The sequence below is a fragment of the Chryseobacterium sp. TB1-D10 genome (assembly GCF_059803555.1).
The window spans coordinates 76,935-94,932 of record NZ_JAPFHB010000008.1; the positions used below are offsets into that span (position 1 = coordinate 76,935).

At 36.0% G+C, this 17,998-nt stretch carries 21 protein-coding genes; 9 read left to right on the plus strand and 12 right to left on the minus strand.

The genetic code is table 11. From position 1 onward, the window contains the following. Positions 1-10 precede the first annotated feature (10 nt). From OPU68_RS12085 to OPU68_RS12095, 3 genes are read right to left on the minus strand one after another with little or no spacing between them, the layout of a single operon-like run. Positions 11-505 carry a DUF8465 domain-containing protein gene (locus OPU68_RS12085; RefSeq protein ID WP_498474243.1) on the minus strand — a complete coding sequence of 165 codons (495 nt, stop codon included), beginning with the start codon at positions 503-505 and terminating at the stop codon, positions 11-13. A 3-nt stretch (positions 506-508) separates the two neighbouring features. Then, entirely contained in the window at positions 509-1,003 is a 495-nt protein-coding gene (locus OPU68_RS12090) for a metallophosphoesterase family protein (protein ID WP_498474244.1), read from the minus strand. 20 nt (positions 1,004-1,023) lie between these two features. Further along, on the minus strand, positions 1,024-1,326 hold the full coding sequence (locus OPU68_RS12095; protein ID WP_498474245.1) for a hypothetical protein: 303 nt from the start codon (positions 1,324-1,326) through the stop codon (positions 1,024-1,026). Positions 1,327-1,409: 83 nt separating this feature from the next. Here OPU68_RS12095 and truA point away from each other — a divergent pair, with 83 nt between their 5' ends. The 3 genes from truA to OPU68_RS12110 all read left to right on the plus strand — a co-directional run bounded on the left by truA (position 1,410) and on the right by OPU68_RS12110 (position 2,792). Next, positions 1,410-2,138: a tRNA pseudouridine(38-40) synthase TruA gene (gene truA, locus OPU68_RS12100; protein ID WP_498474246.1), complete on the plus strand. Its 729-nt coding sequence runs from the start codon at positions 1,410-1,412 to the stop codon at positions 2,136-2,138. Between the two features lie 99 nt (positions 2,139-2,237). Then, entirely contained in the window at positions 2,238-2,501 is a 264-nt protein-coding gene (locus OPU68_RS12105; RefSeq protein WP_498474247.1) for a hypothetical protein, read from the plus strand. Beyond that, a complete protein-coding gene (locus OPU68_RS12110; protein WP_498474248.1) occupies positions 2,502-2,792 on the plus strand; it encodes an alpha/beta hydrolase in 291 nt (96 codons plus the stop codon). 90 nt (positions 2,793-2,882) lie between these two features. On the opposite strand, the gene OPU68_RS12115 is transcribed toward OPU68_RS12110, so the two are convergent. Next, on the minus strand, positions 2,883-3,068 hold the full coding sequence (locus OPU68_RS12115; RefSeq protein WP_498474249.1) for a hypothetical protein: 186 nt from the start codon (positions 3,066-3,068) through the stop codon (positions 2,883-2,885). Between the two features lie 162 nt (positions 3,069-3,230). On the opposite strand from OPU68_RS12115, the gene OPU68_RS12120 reads away from it, so the two are divergent. Both OPU68_RS12120 and OPU68_RS12125 read left to right on the plus strand, forming a co-directional pair. Next, positions 3,231-4,979: an ABC transporter ATP-binding protein gene (locus tag OPU68_RS12120; protein WP_498474250.1), complete on the plus strand. Its 1,749-nt coding sequence runs from the start codon at positions 3,231-3,233 to the stop codon at positions 4,977-4,979. Positions 4,980-5,049: 70 nt separating this feature from the next. Next, on the plus strand, positions 5,050-5,769 hold the full coding sequence (locus tag OPU68_RS12125; RefSeq protein ID WP_498474251.1) for a hypothetical protein: 720 nt from the start codon (positions 5,050-5,052) through the stop codon (positions 5,767-5,769). A gap of 33 nt (positions 5,770-5,802) precedes the next feature. Here OPU68_RS12125 and OPU68_RS12130 read toward each other — a convergent pair whose 3' ends face one another. The 7 genes from OPU68_RS12130 to OPU68_RS12160 all read right to left on the minus strand — a co-directional run bounded on the left by OPU68_RS12130 (position 5,803) and on the right by OPU68_RS12160 (position 12,372). Further along, positions 5,803-6,048, minus strand: coding sequence for a hypothetical protein (locus OPU68_RS12130; protein WP_498474252.1), 246 nt, complete (start codon positions 6,046-6,048; stop codon positions 5,803-5,805). A gap of 33 nt (positions 6,049-6,081) precedes the next feature. After that, a complete protein-coding gene (locus OPU68_RS12135; RefSeq protein ID WP_498474253.1) occupies positions 6,082-6,906 on the minus strand; it encodes a flavin reductase family protein in 825 nt (274 codons plus the stop codon). Beyond that, positions 6,906-7,364 carry a hypothetical protein gene (locus OPU68_RS12140; RefSeq protein WP_498474254.1) on the minus strand — a complete coding sequence of 153 codons (459 nt, stop codon included), beginning with the start codon at positions 7,362-7,364 and terminating at the stop codon, positions 6,906-6,908. The genes OPU68_RS12135 and OPU68_RS12140 overlap by 1 nt, the downstream gene beginning before the upstream one ends. 13 nt (positions 7,365-7,377) lie before the next feature. Further along, positions 7,378-8,625, minus strand: coding sequence for a fumarylacetoacetase (fahA, locus tag OPU68_RS12145; RefSeq protein WP_498474255.1), 1,248 nt, complete (start codon positions 8,623-8,625; stop codon positions 7,378-7,380). Between the two features lie 90 nt (positions 8,626-8,715). Further along, positions 8,716-9,846 carry a 4-hydroxyphenylpyruvate dioxygenase gene (gene hppD / locus OPU68_RS12150; protein WP_498474256.1) on the minus strand — a complete coding sequence of 377 codons (1,131 nt, stop codon included), beginning with the start codon at positions 9,844-9,846 and terminating at the stop codon, positions 8,716-8,718. 384 nt (positions 9,847-10,230) lie between these two features. After that, complete coding sequence (locus OPU68_RS12155) at positions 10,231-11,022, minus strand: hypothetical protein (RefSeq protein WP_498474257.1); 792 nt, start codon at positions 11,020-11,022, stop codon at positions 10,231-10,233. A gap of 78 nt (positions 11,023-11,100) precedes the next feature. Beyond that, complete coding sequence (locus tag OPU68_RS12160) at positions 11,101-12,372, minus strand: acetyl-CoA hydrolase/transferase family protein (RefSeq protein WP_498474258.1); 1,272 nt, start codon at positions 12,370-12,372, stop codon at positions 11,101-11,103. 256 nt (positions 12,373-12,628) lie between these two features. Here OPU68_RS12160 and OPU68_RS12165 point away from each other — a divergent pair, with 256 nt between their 5' ends. Next, positions 12,629-12,844, plus strand: coding sequence for a hypothetical protein (locus OPU68_RS12165; protein ID WP_498474259.1), 216 nt, complete (start codon positions 12,629-12,631; stop codon positions 12,842-12,844). 247 nt (positions 12,845-13,091) lie between these two features. Next, on the plus strand, positions 13,092-13,526 hold the full coding sequence (locus tag OPU68_RS12170; protein WP_498474260.1) for a hypothetical protein: 435 nt from the start codon (positions 13,092-13,094) through the stop codon (positions 13,524-13,526). 36 nt (positions 13,527-13,562) lie between these two features. Here the strand turns inward: OPU68_RS12170 and OPU68_RS12175 are convergent, their stop codons facing one another. Then, on the minus strand, positions 13,563-14,717 hold the full coding sequence (locus OPU68_RS12175; RefSeq protein WP_498474261.1) for a homogentisate 1,2-dioxygenase: 1,155 nt from the start codon (positions 14,715-14,717) through the stop codon (positions 13,563-13,565). Positions 14,718-15,115: 398 nt separating this feature from the next. Between OPU68_RS12175 and OPU68_RS12180 the strand changes: the two genes are divergently transcribed. After that, positions 15,116-15,799: a Bax inhibitor-1/YccA family protein gene (locus OPU68_RS12180; protein ID WP_498474262.1), complete on the plus strand. Its 684-nt coding sequence runs from the start codon at positions 15,116-15,118 to the stop codon at positions 15,797-15,799. Between the two features lie 161 nt (positions 15,800-15,960). After that, positions 15,961-17,985, plus strand: coding sequence for a TonB-dependent receptor plug domain-containing protein (locus tag OPU68_RS12185; RefSeq protein ID WP_498474263.1), 2,025 nt, complete (start codon positions 15,961-15,963; stop codon positions 17,983-17,985). Positions 17,986-17,998: the final 13 nt, after the last annotated feature.

Here is a 17,998-nt window from a genome sequence, read left to right on the forward strand (position 1 = left end):
CATTAATATTTTATAAAAATTTGACTTCTACTCTACCCGATTCGTGGTAGAAAAATCCGTGTTCGTCGTATTCTACATTCGAGAGACCTTCCAAAATATCATAAACCATTTTCTGTAAAACGCCATCGCCGATTCCGTGGATGATTTCCAAATTCTTGATGTGATTTTTCCGACAGAAATCTATAGTTTCCAAAAGTTTTTCTTTTTGAATCATCAATCTCTCGAAAGCGTCATAATCAGATGGATTTTTGACCAATAATTGAAAATGAAGGTCTAATTTTAAAGGTGTTTTATTGTGCTTTTTGGAAACGTTTTTCAAACTTTCATTTTTTCTAATGACCGGCGAATTCTCATATAATCCAGAATCGATGAGCGTCAATTGACTTTTAGGAAAATTGTAGGTGAAACCGTGCTCATCCTCGATTTTCACCTGGTCAGCAATGATTTTCAAAATGGTTCCTTTCAAATCATCATCTATTACCGAAACTTTGTCTCCTATTTTCATATTTTATTTCGTTCCTAATTCTATTACTTCCAGATCTTTGACTTCATCTTTAAAAATTGTAAAACGCATCATCGTTCTCACTTTGTGCCAGCCGACTTTTCCGCAAGCACCGGGATTGAGATGCAACAAATTATTTCTTTTGTCATACATCGCTTTCAGAATATGAGAATGCCCGGAAATGAACAACTTCGGCTTTTTCTCAGCAATCTCTTGTTTCGCCAAAGCTGAATATCTTTCTGGATAACCACCGATATGAATCATCAAAACATCAACCTCTTCACATTTGAAACTTAGAACTTCAGGGAAAATCGTTCTGATTTTTGCTTCGTCGATGTTTCCGTAAACGCCACGGATTGGTTTTATCTTTTCTAATTCCTCGATCACTTTCATATTTCCAAAATCACCGCAATGCCAGACTTCATCGGCGTCTTTTGCGTAGTCAAGAATCCTGTCATCAATGTAAGAATGTGTGTCTGATAAAAGAAGGATGCGTTTCATTTTGAAATTTAAATTAATAATTAAAGCTGAAAAGTAATTCCATATTTTGAAAAATACCAGATTGCTACAGCTAATGAAATTCCCATTAATAACAAAATCATCAGGATCCAAAAAGCCAAACTCTTAATTCCCTTTTTGTACAAAATCACAAAAGTCGATTGCAAAACAATGAAAAGAATCAGCAATACCACGACATTAACAATGATCTGAGTTTCCGATAATCCCTGACTGAAAAGAAAAACTGAGACCAAAACAAAGATGATGACCATTAGTTTGATGAATTCTGCAGGATCGGAAAGTTTATTTGTCTTGAGCGGTTTCATTTATTTAAAGATTTTTCGAATCACGAAATTACGAATTAAGATCTTCTTGATAATTAAAAAAAAATCAGGAAATTTGCCTCGAAATGAGATATTTTATAGAGTTTGCCTACGATGGGTCTTCTTTTTTTGGCTACCAAATCCAGCCCAACCAGATTTCTGTGCAGGAAGAATTGGAAAAGGCATTGTCAACAATTCTTCGTGAACCGATAAAAACAACCGGAGCAGGAAGAACGGATACTGGTGTGCACGCAAAAAAGATGTTTGCACACTTCGAAACCGAGCAAAATCTGGGTGAAAATCTGGTTTACAAACTCAATTCCTTTTTGTCGGAAAATATTTCTATAAAACAAATTTTTGAAGTTCCAGCCGATATGCACGCACGATTCAGTGCGACATTTCGGACTTACGAATATTATATTTCGACAGAGAAAAATCCGTTCACTATAAATTCTTCTTGGCAAACCTGGCGACAAAAACAATTGAACATCGATGCGATGAATGAGGCCTGCAAAATCCTTTTCGAATACGATGATTTCACAAGTTTTGCCAAACTCCACACCGATAACAAAACCAACATTTGCAAAATCTACAAAGCAGAATGGGAACAATTTGGAAATCAATTGAAATTCACGATTTCAGCTGACAGATTTTTGAGAAATATGGTACGAGCGATAGTTGGAACTATGGTGGAAATCGGAACCGGAAAATTGCAACCAAACGATTTGCGAAAAATCATTGAAGATAAATATCGAAATTCTGCAGGTGTTTCTGCGCCAGCCCAAGGACTTTTTCTGGTGGATGTAGGTTATTGATTTTAAGTAGTTTATTTGTTTTTGAAGAAAATAATTGTAATTTTAAATCGTTGATTAAAAGTTCTTTATCTTTTTTCTAAAATCTAACACCTCAAAACTATGACAGAAATAGACAAACTTGCTTTTGCCCTGAATCAATTTGCCGGACTTTCCGAGGAAGATTTCAAACTGTCATCTGACCTTTGGCTGCACAAAAATTACAAAAACGGTGCTCCGCCAAAAAATGTAGTGGCACCATTCTCAACCATCAAAATCGTTTGGCCGGTTGTGAATTTCTTCAAAGGAAACAGTCCGTTTTTAGGAACAAAAGATTGGTATCACCGCGCATTTTTCAATAATTATTCTCAGGAAGAAAGCGACTAATTGTATGAAACTATTGCCGCTCCCGAAAGCAGAAGGTTGGCGAGAGACCCACTTTTGAAAGCCATTGGAAATGTAGATTTCAACAAAGCTCATAATCCTATCTTATTTATTGGTGGTGGTAACGATGCTATTTTCCCACCGGAATTCACAGCAAAAATTGCACATTCTTACAAAGACAAAAGCAGTCTTGTAGATTTGAAAATATTCGAAGGGAGAAGTCATTTTATCTGTGGCGAAAAAGGCTGGGAAGAAGTTGCAGGCTATGTTTCCGAATGGATCGCTAAGCATTAAAAATCATCTCAAACACTTTTTGTCGGTTTTTATTATCATTTCGATAATTTGACTTGCCATTTTTATAGGTGGGCCTTGCAATTTCATAGGTCAACCTATCTTTTTGTCAGGTAAGCCTATCACTTTTATACGCGAACCTACCTTTTTAATAGGCGAGCCTACTACTTTCGTAGGCTGACCTATCTTTTTGCCAGGAGAGCCTTTCACTTTTATAGGCGTGCCTACCAATTTCGTGGGCTGACCTGCGTTTTTGCAAGGTGAGCCTATCACTTTCATAGGCGAGCCTACCTTTTTAATAGGCTCGGCTACCCTTTTCGTAGGCTAAGTTTGTATAAAATGATGAGAATATTTTCCTCTTTCGCTCAAAGTTTAAAATTTTAAAGTCTTATTTTTGCAAAGATTTTTTCGACACAGAAAAATCTCTCGAATTAATAGAAAATGAAGAAACAAACGACCTGGGATATTGTAAAAAGACTGTTTATGATTGGGATGAAATTCCGGTCTTGGTTTATCATCACCCTTGTAATTTCCATTGTTCTAGCAATCGTTTCTACCTACAGACCGATTCTGACGAAAAATGTGGTCGATATCGACATCGTTCAGCTTAAGGACAAAGCGCAACTGATGAAGCACATCTATCTGCTCATCGGATTGGTAGTTGCAGAGACGATTCTGAATTTCTTTCTGGTTTATTTCTCGAATTTTATTTCTCAAAATGTGATTCGTGACATTAGAGAAAGACTTTACCACAAATTAATCTACTTCAGAACCGCTTTTTTTGACAAAACACCAATCGGAAGTCTGGTTACAAGAGCAGTTGGCGATGTAGAAACGATTGCGACGGTTTACACGGACGGATTCCTGATGGTTTTCGGAGATATCCTGAGAATTATAATGGTGTTGTTTGCGATGTTTCAGGTGGATACGCATCTTAGTATGATTTCTTTAGCGATTCTTCCGCTGATGGTTGTCATAACAAGAGCTTTTCAGAAAAGACTGAAAACAGCTTTCGGAATGGAAAGAAGCTGGACCTCGACCCAGAATAGTTTTGTGCAGGAACGTTTGGCGGGAATGCCTTTGATTCAGGTTTTCAACAGACAGGAAGCGGAGTTTACGAAGTTTGATAAAATTAATATCGAACTTAAAAAAGCGTTATTGAGAACGGTTTTCATCTTCTCATTATTCTTTCCTGTTGTTGAATTGATTTCGTCACTTTTTATTGGATTTATCTTATTTTATGGTGGTTTCATCAAATCTACGCCAGGGGTAATCATCGCTTTTATTCAGTTTATTAATATGTTGATTCGTCCGTTGAGACAGATTGCAGATAGATTTAATAATATCCAAAGAGGAATTGTCGGTGCAGAGCGGGTTCTGGGCGTAATGGATGAAGATCAGGCGATGCCTAACAATGGAACAATTGCCAGAGACCATTTCGATGGAAAAATTGAATTTCAAAAGGTACATTTTGCTTACGATGAGAAACAATTGGTTCTGAAAGGCATCGATTTCAAAGTGAATTCCGGAGAAACTGTTGCGATTGTTGGAGCAACCGGAGCCGGAAAATCGACGATTATAAGTCTGATAACCAGACTTTATGATATCAATTCCGGAAAAATAATGTTGGACGATGTGGACATCAGAGATTATGAATTGTATAATTTGAGAAGCCACATTGGTGTAGTGTTGCAGGACGTTTTCCTTTTCCACGGCAGTATTTTTGAAAATCTGACTTTGGGCGACGAAAGCATAACTCTGGAACAAGTTAAAAAAGCGGCAAAAGAAATTGAAGTAGATCAATTCATCGAGCAATTGCCTGGCGGTTACGATTATGTGGTGAGCGAAAGAGGTTCGTCCATTTCCCTTGGACAAAGACAATTGTTGTCATTTTTGAGAGCTTATCTTTCCGACCCGAAAATTCTGATTCTTGATGAAGCGACCTCATCTATCGACCACGAAAGTGAAAAATTAATCCAGAGAGCAACCGAAAAAATCACGAAAAACAGAACATCAATCCTCATCGCACACCGACTTTCAACAATAGAAAAAGCGGACAAAATCATCGTGATGGATCACGGATTGATTGTGGAAGAGGGAACACATCAGGAATTGCTTTCGAAAAATGGTTATTATTCTTTGCTATACAAGGCTCAGGTGGTTTCGCCGGATGGGGATACGGTGATTTAAAAAAATCTGGAAACGCCTTTCAAATCAGGTATTGATGCAATAATTTATAAGTTTCACAGAGGTTTAAGTAATGGGAAGAACTAAAAAAATTTTTGAAGTATTTCTTAATACTATCGGATTCATCGTTTTATTGGGAATGATCATTTACTATCTCTTCATTTTTAATCCAGTTCGATTTATTGTTTATGCTTTGATAATAGCAATTATAATCAATTTTAAAAACTTCTTTCAAGTTGATATCAAAGTTAAAACAAAGGCGAAATATTTCGCGATAGAGCTCTCTGTCACCTATCTTCTTATTCTTACAATATTGTCGCTTTCTCCAATGTTAACGTTGAAGGAATTCAGATTGTCACATCAGAATTGGATACAAATCGAACCGAAAATAACGAACGCAAAAGCTTTATGGGATAACGGGTACAAGAGGAAAGGAAACACTTACGCCGATATTGATTATCTTTATAAATATCAGGGAAAAATTCACCAAAAAACCGAACACGAAGCTGTAAAAATGTATTATCCTTTTTGGGACAGAAGAAAACCAGAAAGTTTAAGAAAAGAGTTTTCGTACATTTTATCTGAAAAAATTAACGAGAAAACCTACACCGCATTTTTTGACCCAGAAAATCAAAACAAGAGTAGATTACTTTTATCAACGGATCTACTTTACTTTCGGGGTTCTCTGTTGTATGATTTTATTACGAGTTTTGTATTTTGTCTAATGGCATTTCTACTTCTAATCGTCGCTGTTGTACTATTATTCTTGCGTAGTAAAGAAAAAAAGAATTAAAATTTCTCTTAATATCATTTAAATATAAACGTGTTAAGCTTTAACAAGCTTATTCCTAAAACTCAACATTCCGGAAACAATGATCAGGCAAATAACAATGATGATTTTTGAAACCAACAATTCCTGACAGAGATTTCTTCCGGAAATAATTGAAATGCAGTCTCTCATATTTGCGGTTTCGTATTTCAGACTGACTTGGATGTTGACAACGGCAAAAACCGACATGACAATCACCAAAATCAGTAGGCTGATGATGGTTTGATAGACCGATTTTTTCATAGTTTAATTGATGGTTTTTAGTTTGTTTTTATTTCAGTCAGATTTTAAAACATTCCACGCTTTTTCGATTTCATTGTTTTTTAAATAATTCTGAGCTAATAAATGTACATCTTTTTCTGCAGAAAAAATACCACTTGGTAAAATTTCCACATTGGCTAACATTCCCAAATCGTTGCCTGTAAAAATATCGCTTTGTTTGATTTCGTCTGGAAGCTGATCATATCCAATTCCCTTTGTAACGAGCGGTTTTGGAACTTCGAAGATGTTATTTTCGTTGTTTCTGGAGTAGAAATTACCGCCCAATCTCGCTACTAAATCCAATTGTTTTTGGTCCAGATTTCCGGATTCGTCTAGATACTTTTCGTTGATATGAATTTTCACAATTTCTGCAATCACGAGATTTCCCGATCCTCCAAGATTTCCAAGAGATTTAATTTCCAGAACTTTGCATTCAAAATTAACAGGCGATTCTGCAATCAAAGGTGGTTTTACGATATCGGCTGGTTTCATCGTTAATCCTGATTTGATGAACTCATTAATGCCATCTTCATATTCTGTACTAGCCAAGGAAACCTGCTGAACAATCTCAAAATTCACATTTCCGATGACCAATTCCGGAACTTCTTTCAGATTTTCTAATGTATGCTTTGTCGTATTATCACGCACGCGTCTCGAAGGCGAAATAATCACAATCGGCGGAACCGTGCTGAACATATTGAAAAAACTGAACGGCGAAAGATTGATTTCTCCTTTTGCATTGATTGTACTTGCTAAAGCAATTGGACGAGGTGCAATCGCGGTCTGCATTACTTGTTGTAATTGCATTGCGGAAATATCGGAAGGGATGATTGTTTTCATTAATTGTTATTTTTCAAGTTTTTTATTGCTACGATTTCTTTATTCTTATTAATATTCACTTCAAAAATTTGCTTAGAATTTTCTTTAAATTCATTAAGTAAGAAATGCTTGGCAGATTCATCACTTGAATTTATTTCTTTGAATTTTGCAGACGTATAATTTAGTTTGTTTGCCAATTTCAAGCTATAAGATTGGTTCGAAATACATTTGATATCAATTAAATTTTTACAAGATTCATTTCCAGCGGAATCTGTGACAGATGCAATGGCAATTTCAACTTCAGCACAATTATAATTTATAATTCCTTGATTATCTTTAAAATCAAACACCGGATTTGTTATAGTAATGATTGAATCCGCACCTTCTTTTGCAATACATATACAATCACTGATTCCATCGTGCTCTTTTTTGCAACTGAAGAAAAGAATGAAAATAAAAAAAGAAATTGAAACCTTCATCACAATAAAAATATTAAATAGCTGGCAAAATCTTCCCAGAAACTTCCCCAAATCCAACTCGGATTCCGTCTTTTTCCGACCAGGCTTTCATCGTAATCGTATCACCGTCTTCGATGAATTTTCTTTCGATTCCGTTTTTCAGTTGCAACGGTTTTGTGCCTTTCCAGGATAATTCCAGCATCGAGCCATAAGACTTTTCATCTTCTCCGGAAATAGTTCCGCTGGCATAAACATCACCAACTTCCACGTTGCAACCATTGACCGTATGATGCGCCAATTGCTGGAACATATTCCAATACATAAATTTGTAATTGCTTTGTGATATTAGATTTTCATCCGAATTTTCCGGTTTCAGATAAACTTCGAGATTGATATCGTAATTTTTGTCTCCTTCGAATTTCAGATAATCCAAAACTTCCGGCTCTTGCTTTGGAGATTCGGTTCTGAAGGGTTTTAATGCTTCCAAGGTCACAATCCAAGGTGAAATAGACGATCCAAAATTTTTCCCTAAAAATGGTCCCAATGGCACATATTCCCAACTCTGAATATCTCTTGCCGACCAATCATTGAAAATCATCATTCCGAAAATCGCATCTTCGGCTTCTGCCACAGAAATTCTGTCGCCCAAATCTGTATTTTTATTTACGACAAAAGCCATTTCCAATTCGAAATCAAGTTGTTTTGATGCGCTGAAAATCGGTTTATCTGTATCCGGCGGTTTGATTTGTCCGCAAGGTCGGATAATGTCGATTCCTGACAAAACGATAGATGACGCGCGACCGTGATAGCCAACTGGTAAATGTTTCCAGTTTGGAAGAAGTGCATTGGCCGGGTCACGGAACATCATCCCGACATTGGTTGCGTGTTGGATACTGCTGTAAAAATCAGTGTAATTCGGGATGTGCAAAGGCATCATCATTTGGATTTCGTCCAGATTGTAGAAGCAATCTGTAATCGTTCGTTCATCTTTTGAAAGAAGTGAATCTTCCAACAACAGTTGTTGGATTTTTTCTCTGACTTTATTGGTCACTGGTTTTCCAAGTTCGATGAATTCATTGATGGTGTAAGCTTCGAAGACATTGTCATCCATTTCGGTGATTTCTTCAAAATAGCCGAGTTCGTACAAAGTTGCAAGGTCAATGACGATGTCGCCAATTCTTGTTGCACAGGCAATAAATTCTTTATTAAAAACACAAACGCCAAACGGAATATTGTGAATGGAAAAGTCTGAATCTGAGGAATATTCTATGAATGATTTCATTTAATAGAAGTTAGATTTTAGAAGTTAGAGTTGAGACAAAAAATTAAAGCATTAAAAATAATGCTTTAATTCTATAGTGAATGATTGGGTTTATAAGTTGCCGCGTTTTTCCTGCTCTCTTTCCAAGGCTTCGAAAAGGGCTTTGAAATTTCCGGCGCCAAAACTTTGAGCGCCGTGTCTCTCGATGATTTCGTAGAACAAAGTTGGCCTGTCTTCAACTGGTTTTGTGAAAATTTGAAGCAGATAACCTTCCTCGTCACAATCAACCAAAATTCCTAAACTTTGCAGTTTTTTGATGTCTTCATCAATATTTCCAACTCTATCCGGAATCATATCGTAATAAGCTTCTGGCGGTGGCGAAAGGAATTCTACGCCTCTACTTTTCAGTTCTGTCACAGTTTTTACAATATCTTTTGTCGCAACTGCAATGTGCTGAACGCCTTCTCCTTCGTAGAAATCCAGATATTCTTCAACCTGAGATTTTCTTTGACCTTCGGCTGGTTCGTTGATTGGAAATTTGGCAAAACCATTTCCGTTGGACATTACTTTTGACATTAGCGCAGAATACTCTGTATTGATTTGTTTGTCATCAAACGAAAGAATGTTGACAAAACCCATCACTTTCTCGTACCACTCAACAGTCGGAATCATCCTGTCCCAGCCGACATTTCCTACGCAATGGTCGACGTACAAAAGTCCAACATCAGAAGGATTGTAATCACTTTCCCAAGGCTCGTAACCTGGCATAAATGCACCGTTGTAATTTTTACGTTCCACGAACATATGAACAGTTTCTCCGTAAGTGTAGATTCCGGACATCTTAACTTCGCCGAAATCGTCGGTCAAAGTTTGTGGTTCCAAATATGGTTTTCCGCCACGTTTTACAGTTTCTTCAAAGGCTTTTTCAGCATCATCTACCCAAAGTGCCAAAATCTTGACACCATCGCCGTGTTTTCTCTGATGCTCACAAATTGGAGAATCGGATTTGAGTCCTGATGTTAAAACCAATCTGATTTTTCCTTGTTGAAGCACGTAAGAAGATCTGTCTCTCACGCCAGTTTCCGGACCTGCATAAGCTAGGGATTGAAAACCAAATGCGGTTTTGTAAAAATGGGCGGCTTGCTTGGCATTACCCACATAAAATTCTAAATAATCTGTTCCATTGATCGGGAGAAAATTCTCGGCCTGTGCGATTTTCTCGGCAAAAGTGAGTGTTGACATTTTATTTTTTACTTTTATATCTGTTGATGCCAAGATAAGGAATTTTAGCAAATAAACTAACAATTGTTAGTTTTTCGTCCGAAATGATTTTGCAAAGAACAATTTCAAGAAAAGGAATTGAAAATCTACCTAATTAAAAAAATACAATCGATTGCACAGTGAAAATATCAAAATCATCTAAAAAGCGATATAACTGAATATTAAAATCAAAATAAATTTACTTTTGTTAATTTATTATCATCAATATACCAATTAGTATGAAAATAATATAATATGTATTTTTAAGTATATTTAAGTTTATTATTTTTATCCGATCAAGTTATACATTTGTTACAGAGTTACGAAAGATTCTAAAAACACAAATAAAGCTACAAGCCGTAATTGCTACGGCTTTTTGTATATCCTGTTATTTAGCAATCCCGAATTGGGATTATAATTGTCCCAAATTTTCCAGACATTATCTATGTTTTTTACAAAGTAAATCTGAGTATTGAGCTCATTCACGATGTGTTCTTCTCCAGATTCCTCTATGAAAACCAAATTCCAAAACTCTTGGGTCTTGATGACCATTTTATCTGGCTCCTCGGAAATAACATCCAGGTCAAAAATCTCAAAACTGGAGCGGTTGTTATTAACATTTAATTTCAGTTTTCTATCACAAAGAATGGAACTGTACGTCCTGATTCTCTCAATAAAAGGAGATTCTGAAAAAATTAATCCATCAAAAACTTCCAATTTTTGCTCTGGAAAATATTTGAAAAATTCGAAATTGGTGTTGCAATATCTGTAAACAATATCCGTCGTAAACTCTTTGCTGAATGCAATTTCATTGTATAGTTTTTTTTCCTTAACACTGGTTACATAACTATTGAGGTCTTTGAAACCGAGAAAAATACAGATCTTGTCCAGGGTTTTCAAAAACCGAAGATCGTTATGGGTTTTATAATGATAATCGCTCTCGAAAAAACGTTGCAAAGTGATATGGGAAATGCTGGTTCCCAGTTCAAACTTTCTTTCATTTTGCAACTCTTCCCGACTCGACAAATCATTCTTGATGATTTCGGAGAGAATAATATAATGACTCCTTTTCCAGGGATTTGCATTTCCAAGAATAGAGTTTTGAACCGTCGGATTCTGTTTTATTTCTTCTTTTAATAAGTTGTATATTGACTTCAAATGTCGTGTGTTTGACCAAATATACAACTCAATCTACATTACTCACTTTATAAAGAATCTTAAAATTTTATTAATTTTTTATTTGAATCTTTCAAACGCTGCTCTATCCAACATTTCTCTGTCATCAGGATGAGAAATCTCTATCAATGCCTGAGCTCTTTGACGAAGATTCTTGCCATAAAGATAGGCGGTTCCAAATTCCGTCACAACGTAATGAATATGACCTCTAGTTGTCACAACGCCAGCACCTTGTTTCAGGAAAGGAACAATTCTGGGAACGCCTTTTTTGGTTCTGGAAGACAAAGCCATAATTGGTTTTCCGCCTTCACTTAAAGCTGCGCCACGCATAAAATCCATCTGTCCGCCTATCCCGCTAAACTGATAAGTCCCGATAGAATCTGCGCAAACCTGACCTGTCAAATCAATCTCAATTGCAGAATTGATAGCGTGCATTTTCTTGTTTTTCATAATGTTGATCGGAAAATTCACATGTTGAACATCCATAAAAGCAACCGCCGGATTATCATCTACAAAATCGTACAATCTTCTGGTTCCGAAGCAGAAACTTGTAATCGTTCTGTTGGCATGCGTTCCTTTGTATTTATTAGTAATGACATCATTTTTAATCAAATCGATAACGCCATCGCTCAGCATTTCTGTGTGAACACCGAGGTCTTTGTGGTTTCCTAGACATTTCAAAACTGCATCCGGAATGGTTCCGATTCCCATCTGCAAAGTCGCTTTATCATCAATTAATTCCGCAACGTGCTTTCCGATCAGCATTTCTTCCGCACCAACTTTGGAACCATAATCAATGGTCAAGAGTTCTTCCTCGCTCCAGACCAATTTCTCGATTCTGTTGACATGAATCATTCCGTCTCCGTGCGTTCTCGGCATTTTTGGATTCACAATAGCGATGATGGTTTTAGCTGTATCAATCGCACTTCTCGCAACATCAACCGAAGTTCCAAGCGTGCAATAACCGTGATTGTCCGGAGGTGAAACTGTTATTAATGCAACATCAATTGGCAAGATTCCATTTTTAAAGAGAATGGGAATTTCGCTCAAAAAAATAGGAACGTAATCGCCGTTTTCTGAATTTACAGCTTCACGAACAGGTGTTGAAGTAAACAAAGAATTGATGTAAAAACTTTCTTTGTACTGTGGTTTTGCAATCTCAACATTTCCTTGTTGAGTGATGGAAACCATTTCTACATCTTTCAGACGAGAAGATTGTTTTGCTAATTCATCATACAGAAGATTGGGCGTGCAGGCACTTCCGTGTCCGAAAATCCTGTCGCCGCTTTTTATAATTGACATTGCTTCCTCTGCGTTTACATACTCGATCATAGCTTTATATTTTAAACAAATTTATCTCTTAAAGGTACAGAAAAAAATGAGCGTTGTCAGTTTGGTAAAAAGTCATCTTTTACTTAAAATCTAAAAATGCGAAAAAATAATTTGACAGTTCAAAAAATATTTATTTACTTTGTAATTCAAAGTTCTTTATATTCATACAATTAAAATTTAAAATGATGATCACACAAAATCAAACCTCAGTATTTATTCCGCAGCAGCAATTGTTTTATCAATTCCGCTGATTGCAATGCAATTCACAACAGAAGTTAATTGGACAGCTTCTGACTTTCTGATTATGGGCGCACTGCTTTTTGCAACCGCTTTTGCAGTAGATCTCGTATTGAAAAAAGTAAAAACCTTCAAATCCAGATTGATTTTGGTTTTGGGTATTCTTGCTTTATTAATTTTAATTTGGGCAGAAATGGCGGTTGGAATTTTTGGAAGTCCTATTGCGGGAAATTAATATGATTTCCAATTTTCTAAAAACTTGGTGGAAACCAATTATCCTATATTTGGTCATATATGGAATCTACTTGACTGGATTACTTTATTCCAGCAAATTCATTGTAGAAATATTTGATTGGTTGATATACTTTCCAATCATTATCATATTAATTTCTTCGGTATATATTCTTATCAAATCCAAATGGTATTATAGCATATTACAAATTGGGATTTTAGGAATTTCAATGTTTTATCTAATGAGTTTTTTGATGTTTTATTCTACCGACTTTTTTGCTGACGATTTGGAAATCCCCAAGAATATAAAATTTGAAAAACCTAAGGATGAAATCGATACATCAACTATTCAAAAAGAAAATACTTTTGAAATTAAAAATGGTTCTCAGCCAGGTATTTATGAATATTATTTTTTGTTTAACCCAAAAGTAAAGGGAAAATTATATTTAAAAGCTTTTGAAATTACTCAGAATATTCCATTGTCTGAAGAACGAATAAAAGAAAAAAGTATGATTGAAATTACTCAAAATGACAGCCTGCAATTATTTCACAAAGAATTCACAATCTTTGAAGGAGATTGGGGAAAATTTTATGGCTCAAAAATTTCAGTTTACTTTAAACCAGACAATAAATCTGAGCAAAAATTAATTGAGAAAAATTATATAGTTGAAGGCTGGATGAGATAAAAGCTAACATCTATGTTAGCTTTTTGCATTTGTAACTTAATTTTCCAACCAACTCGTCTTATAACTCGGGTCTTCTACTTTTATCGCTTCTTCCGTTAGTTTGAAAGGCCGGAATGGGTCAACCATAACAGCATATTCGTCGGTAGATTTTTTTCCGATGCTGCGTTCCATTGCGCCAGGATGTGGACCGTGAACAACGCCACCCGGATGAAGGGAAAAATCCATCAAATCCACGTGGTTTCTGCTCATAAAATCACCTTCCGTATAAAACAAAACCTCATCTGAATCGATATTCGAATGGTTGTACGGCGCAGGAATGGCTTGCGGATGATAATCATACATTCTTGCCACAAAAGAACAAACCACAAAATTATGCGCTTCAAAATTCTGATGAACCGGAGGCGGTTGATGAATTCTTCCCGTAATCGGTTCGAAGTTCTTGATATTGAATTTGTAAGGATAAAAATAACCGTCCCAACCGACAACATCAAACGGATGCGTTGCATAAATGAAATCTGTAATCTGATTTTCTTTTTTTACTTTGATGAGAAAATCGCCTTTCTCATTTTTCGGTTCTACGAAAGTTGGCGGAACAATATCTCGTTCGCAAAACGGCGAATGTTCCAGCAATTGCCCGAACTCATTTCTGTAACGTTTTGGTGTATAAATCGGTGAATGTGCTTCTATGAACAGGAAAACGTTTTCTTCGGATTCCAATTCCAATTGATAAATTGTTCCTCGCGGAATGATGAGATAATCACCGACCGAAAACTCAATATTTCCGAGCATTGTTTTGAGAATTCCTTTTCCTGCGTGTACGAAAAGTAACTCGTCGCATTCTGCGTTTTTATAAAAATAGTCCGGGGATTTTCTTGGTTTTGCCAGACCCATTTTCAAATCGTTGTTTAGCATCAAAACCTTTCGGCTTTCCAAAAAGTCATCTTCGGCGGTTACTTTTGCGCCTTTTATCATTCTTGGCGTGACGTTTTTCTCGACTGCGATTTTCGGTGTCACGTCTTTTGCTTCGCCAATGGATTTGATTTGAGTCGGGCGATGAGTGTGATACAACAACGACGCAATGCCGTGAAAACCCTCTGTTCCAAAGAGTTGCTCGTAATAGAATTTGTCGTCTTCGGATTTGAAAACCGTGTGTCTTTTTGGTGGAATCTTACCTAACTGTACGTATCTCATTTTGTTGGATTTGGCTTTTCTCAAATGTAATATTTTTTTGATAATTAGTGTGCAACTTATTTTGAACGCAAAGCGCGCAAAGATTTTTTTGAAATTATTGAAAATATTTTAAGGTTCACAAAAGGCGCTTCGCTCAGCTAAGATTTTTAGTTTCTCGCAGATGAGGCAAATTTTGCAGATTTGAAATTGAATGATAAAAGTTGGATTAATAAACAAACCTTCAACTTTGCGAAGCTGCAGCCCGACTTGAGTGGAAATCCTTTTTTGTGGCTGGAAAAGCTAGGCAAAAAAGATTGGGAACGGAAGGCGGATAAAGCTGCCAAAATAAAAAATACAGCATTAACTTTTCTTGATTCTTGTATCTTTTCCTATCTTTGAGATTATTAAAATTTTTACAAATGAATGATTCATTAATGGTTTCTGAAATTTCGGAAATCGAAAGAGCAGAATTTTACAGAAAAACGTATATGCACGTCGGAGTGGCGATTTTGGCGTTCGGAATAGTGGAATATTTCTTATTGAAAACCATTCCTTTAGAAGTTATTCTTTCTATGGTTTCGGGGAAATATACCTGGCTGATGATTATCGGTGTATTTTGGCTGGCTTCTATGTTATCTACAAAATTATCGTTTGCATTGTCCAAAACCACACAATATTTTGGTTTAGGATTGTATGTTTTGATTCAAGCTGTCATTTTTCTGCCAATGTTGGGAATTGCCTCTACTTATGCTCCGGAAGTCATTACACAAACCGGAATCGTAACTGCATCTCTGTTCGCAGGTTTAACAGCAGCGGTTTTTCTTACTAACAAAGATTTTTCCTTCCTTAGAAATGTGATTTTGATTGGTGGATTTGCATCTTTAGGAGTTATTGTGGCCGGTTCAATTTTCGGGTGGAATCTTGGACTTGGTTTCTCTTTGATAATGGTTGCTTTGGCGTGTGCAAGTATTTTGTATGAAACTTACAACATCAAAAATGTTTATACAAAAAATCAATACGTCGGTGCTTCTTTGCAATTATTTTCATCTATAATGCTTTTGTTCTGGTATATTTTGAGAATTTTCCTAGATAGAAGAAGTTAATTGAATTAGAAGTTAGATTCTAAAGATTAGAATTTAGACTAAAAAAACAATATTTAAAAACTCATCAAATTCTGATGAGTTTTTTTGTATCAAATTTTAAATTTAAAACTAAATTTTTTATTTCTAATAAAATTGTTAGCTTTGTCTAACATTTTTGTTTTATGAAATTAATTTTTGCTTTACTTTTATTTTTATCGGTTTTTATCAATGCGCAAAAAGATTCTGCTAATGTTTCTAAATCTGACACAATCAACAATTCTAAAAGCATTGATGAAGTCACCATCACTCAGTTTTCTGTGAAAAAATTGAAAGGTGCAATTTCGACAGATGTTTATTCGCAACAATTCTTTAGAAAAAATCCAACGCCCAATATTTTTGAAGCAATTGCGATGGTAAACGGTGTGAAACCTCAGCTGAATTGTGCGGTTTGTAATACCGGCGACATTCACATAAACGGTTTGGAAGGTGCTTATACGATGATTTTGATTGATGGAATGCCCATCGTCAGTTCGCTTTCCACAGTTTACGGACTTAGCGGCATTCCGAATAGTTTGATTGACAGAATCGAGGTTACGAAAGGTCCGGCGTCATCTATTTATGGCTCGGAAGCGATGGGCGGAATTATTAATATCATTACAAAAAATGCGTTACAGGCGCCTGATTTTGCAACTGATTTGATGACGGGAAACCAAGGTGAAATCAATCTTGATATTTCGAAAAAAGTGTTTGATAAGAAGAATTTTTCCAGTTTGCTGAGTCTTAATTATTTCTATTTCGGGAACAGGATTGACCACAATAAAGACAATTTCACAGACACGCCTTTGCAAAACAGAATCTCTGTTTTCAACAAATGGAATTTTAAAAGAAGGGAAAACCGACAGGCGAGTTTTGCTTTAAGATACTTTTACGAAGACAGATTTGGTGGCGAAATGCAATGGCAAAAGCGAAATCGCGGTTCGGATGATGTTTATGGCGAAAGCATTTATACCAACCGTTTTGAGTTTTTCGGGATTTATCAGATTCCTTTGAAAGAGAAATTTCTGCTTCAATATTCTTACAATTACCATCATCAGGATTCGTATTACGGAAATACCGCTTATATGGCGACTCAGAAAGTTTTGTTTCTGCAACTTAATTGGGAAAAGCAATTTGGGAAACATCTATTGAAAAGTGGCGCTACTTTAAAATCAACTTTTTATGATGACAACACGCCAGGAACTGCCAATTCATTAGAAGAAAATCAACCAATGAAATCGCCAATTTATGGTTTATATCTCGAAGACGAATGGGAAATTAATGATAAAAACACTTTGCTTATAGGTTACAGATATGATTATCACAAGATTCACAAATCTGTGCATTCGCCGAGAGTCGCCTGGAAATTTGAGCCAAATCCTTACAATACTCTGAGGTTAAGTTTTGGAACAGGTTTTCGCGTTGTGAATCTTTTCACGGAAGATCACGCAGCGTTGACAGGTTCACGGGAAGTAGTTATCGCAGATGATTTGAAGCCGGAAAAATCTTTGAATACGAATCTGAGTTATCTGATGAAAATTCCTGTGAGCAATTATTTCATTAATGTAGATTTGAATGGATTTTACTCTTATTTCAATAATAAAATTGTGGGAGATTTTGATTCTGAGCCTGATAAAATTATTTATAACAATCTTTCAGGACACGCCATTTCACGAGGAATTTCTGCAGACATCAGTACGAACTGGACTTTGCCGATTCAGCTGATGTTTGGAATAACTTATATGGATGTTTATCAGGATAATGAAGGCGAGAAGAATCAACAATTGCACGCACCAAACTGGAGTGGAACTTACAGTTTGAGTTATCAATTTAAAAACAAATTATCTGTGGATTTGACGGGACAATTTTACGGACCGATGCGCTTGCCTGTTGTTCCCCATGATTTTCGTCCGGAATATTCGCCTTGGTTTACATTGATGAATATACAGTTAACAAAGAAATTTGATAATGGTTTTGAAGTTTATGGAGGAACTAAAAACTTGTTAAACTTTACTCCGAAAAATCCAATTCTGCGTCCGTTTGACCCTTTTGATAATCAAGTGGATGATGTTGCGAATAATCCTTATGGTTACACGTTTGATACGACTTATGGTTATGCGCCGATGCAGGGAATTCGGACGTTTTTGGGCATTCGCTATCAGATTAGATAGAAGTTAGATTTTA

Bases quoted from the DNA above. Each gene is read 5' to 3' on its own strand.
- OPU68_RS12140 (WP_498474254.1), bottom strand. From the start codon at position 7,364: ATGAAGGTTTCAATTTCTTTTTTTATTTTCATTCTTTTCTTCAGTTGC.
- OPU68_RS12175 (WP_498474261.1), bottom strand. From the start codon at position 14,717: ATGAGATACGTACAGTTAGGTAAGATTCCACCAAAAAGACACACGGTT.
- hppD (WP_498474256.1), bottom strand. From the start codon at position 9,846: ATGTCAACACTCACTTTTGCCGAGAAAATCGCACAGGCCGAGAATTTT.
- OPU68_RS12185 (WP_498474263.1), top strand. From the start codon at position 15,961: ATGAAATTAATTTTTGCTTTACTTTTATTTTTATCGGTTTTTATCAAT.
- OPU68_RS12165 (WP_498474259.1), top strand. From the start codon at position 12,629: ATGCAATTCACAACAGAAGTTAATTGGACAGCTTCTGACTTTCTGATT.
- OPU68_RS12160 (WP_498474258.1), bottom strand. From the start codon at position 12,372: ATGATCGAGTATGTAAACGCAGAGGAAGCAATGTCAATTATAAAAAGC.
- OPU68_RS12095 (WP_498474245.1), bottom strand. From the start codon at position 1,326: ATGAAACCGCTCAAGACAAATAAACTTTCCGATCCTGCAGAATTCATC.
- truA (WP_498474246.1), top strand. From the start codon at position 1,410: ATGAGATATTTTATAGAGTTTGCCTACGATGGGTCTTCTTTTTTTGGC.
- fahA (WP_498474255.1), bottom strand. From the start codon at position 8,625: ATGAAATCATTCATAGAATATTCCTCAGATTCAGACTTTTCCATTCAC.
- OPU68_RS12085 (WP_498474243.1), bottom strand. From the start codon at position 505: ATGAAAATAGGAGACAAAGTTTCGGTAATAGATGATGATTTGAAAGGA.
- OPU68_RS12180 (WP_498474262.1), top strand. From the start codon at position 15,116: ATGAATGATTCATTAATGGTTTCTGAAATTTCGGAAATCGAAAGAGCA.
- OPU68_RS12090 (WP_498474244.1), bottom strand. From the start codon at position 1,003: ATGAAACGCATCCTTCTTTTATCAGACACACATTCTTACATTGATGAC.
- OPU68_RS12125 (WP_498474251.1), top strand. From the start codon at position 5,050: ATGGGAAGAACTAAAAAAATTTTTGAAGTATTTCTTAATACTATCGGA.
- OPU68_RS12115 (WP_498474249.1), bottom strand. From the start codon at position 3,068: ATGAAAGTGATAGGCTCACCTTGCAAAAACGCAGGTCAGCCCACGAAA.
- OPU68_RS12135 (WP_498474253.1), bottom strand. From the start codon at position 6,906: ATGAAAACAATCATCCCTTCCGATATTTCCGCAATGCAATTACAACAA.
- OPU68_RS12120 (WP_498474250.1), top strand. From the start codon at position 3,231: ATGAAGAAACAAACGACCTGGGATATTGTAAAAAGACTGTTTATGATT.
- OPU68_RS12105 (WP_498474247.1), top strand. From the start codon at position 2,238: ATGACAGAAATAGACAAACTTGCTTTTGCCCTGAATCAATTTGCCGGA.
- OPU68_RS12130 (WP_498474252.1), bottom strand. From the start codon at position 6,048: ATGAAAAAATCGGTCTATCAAACCATCATCAGCCTACTGATTTTGGTG.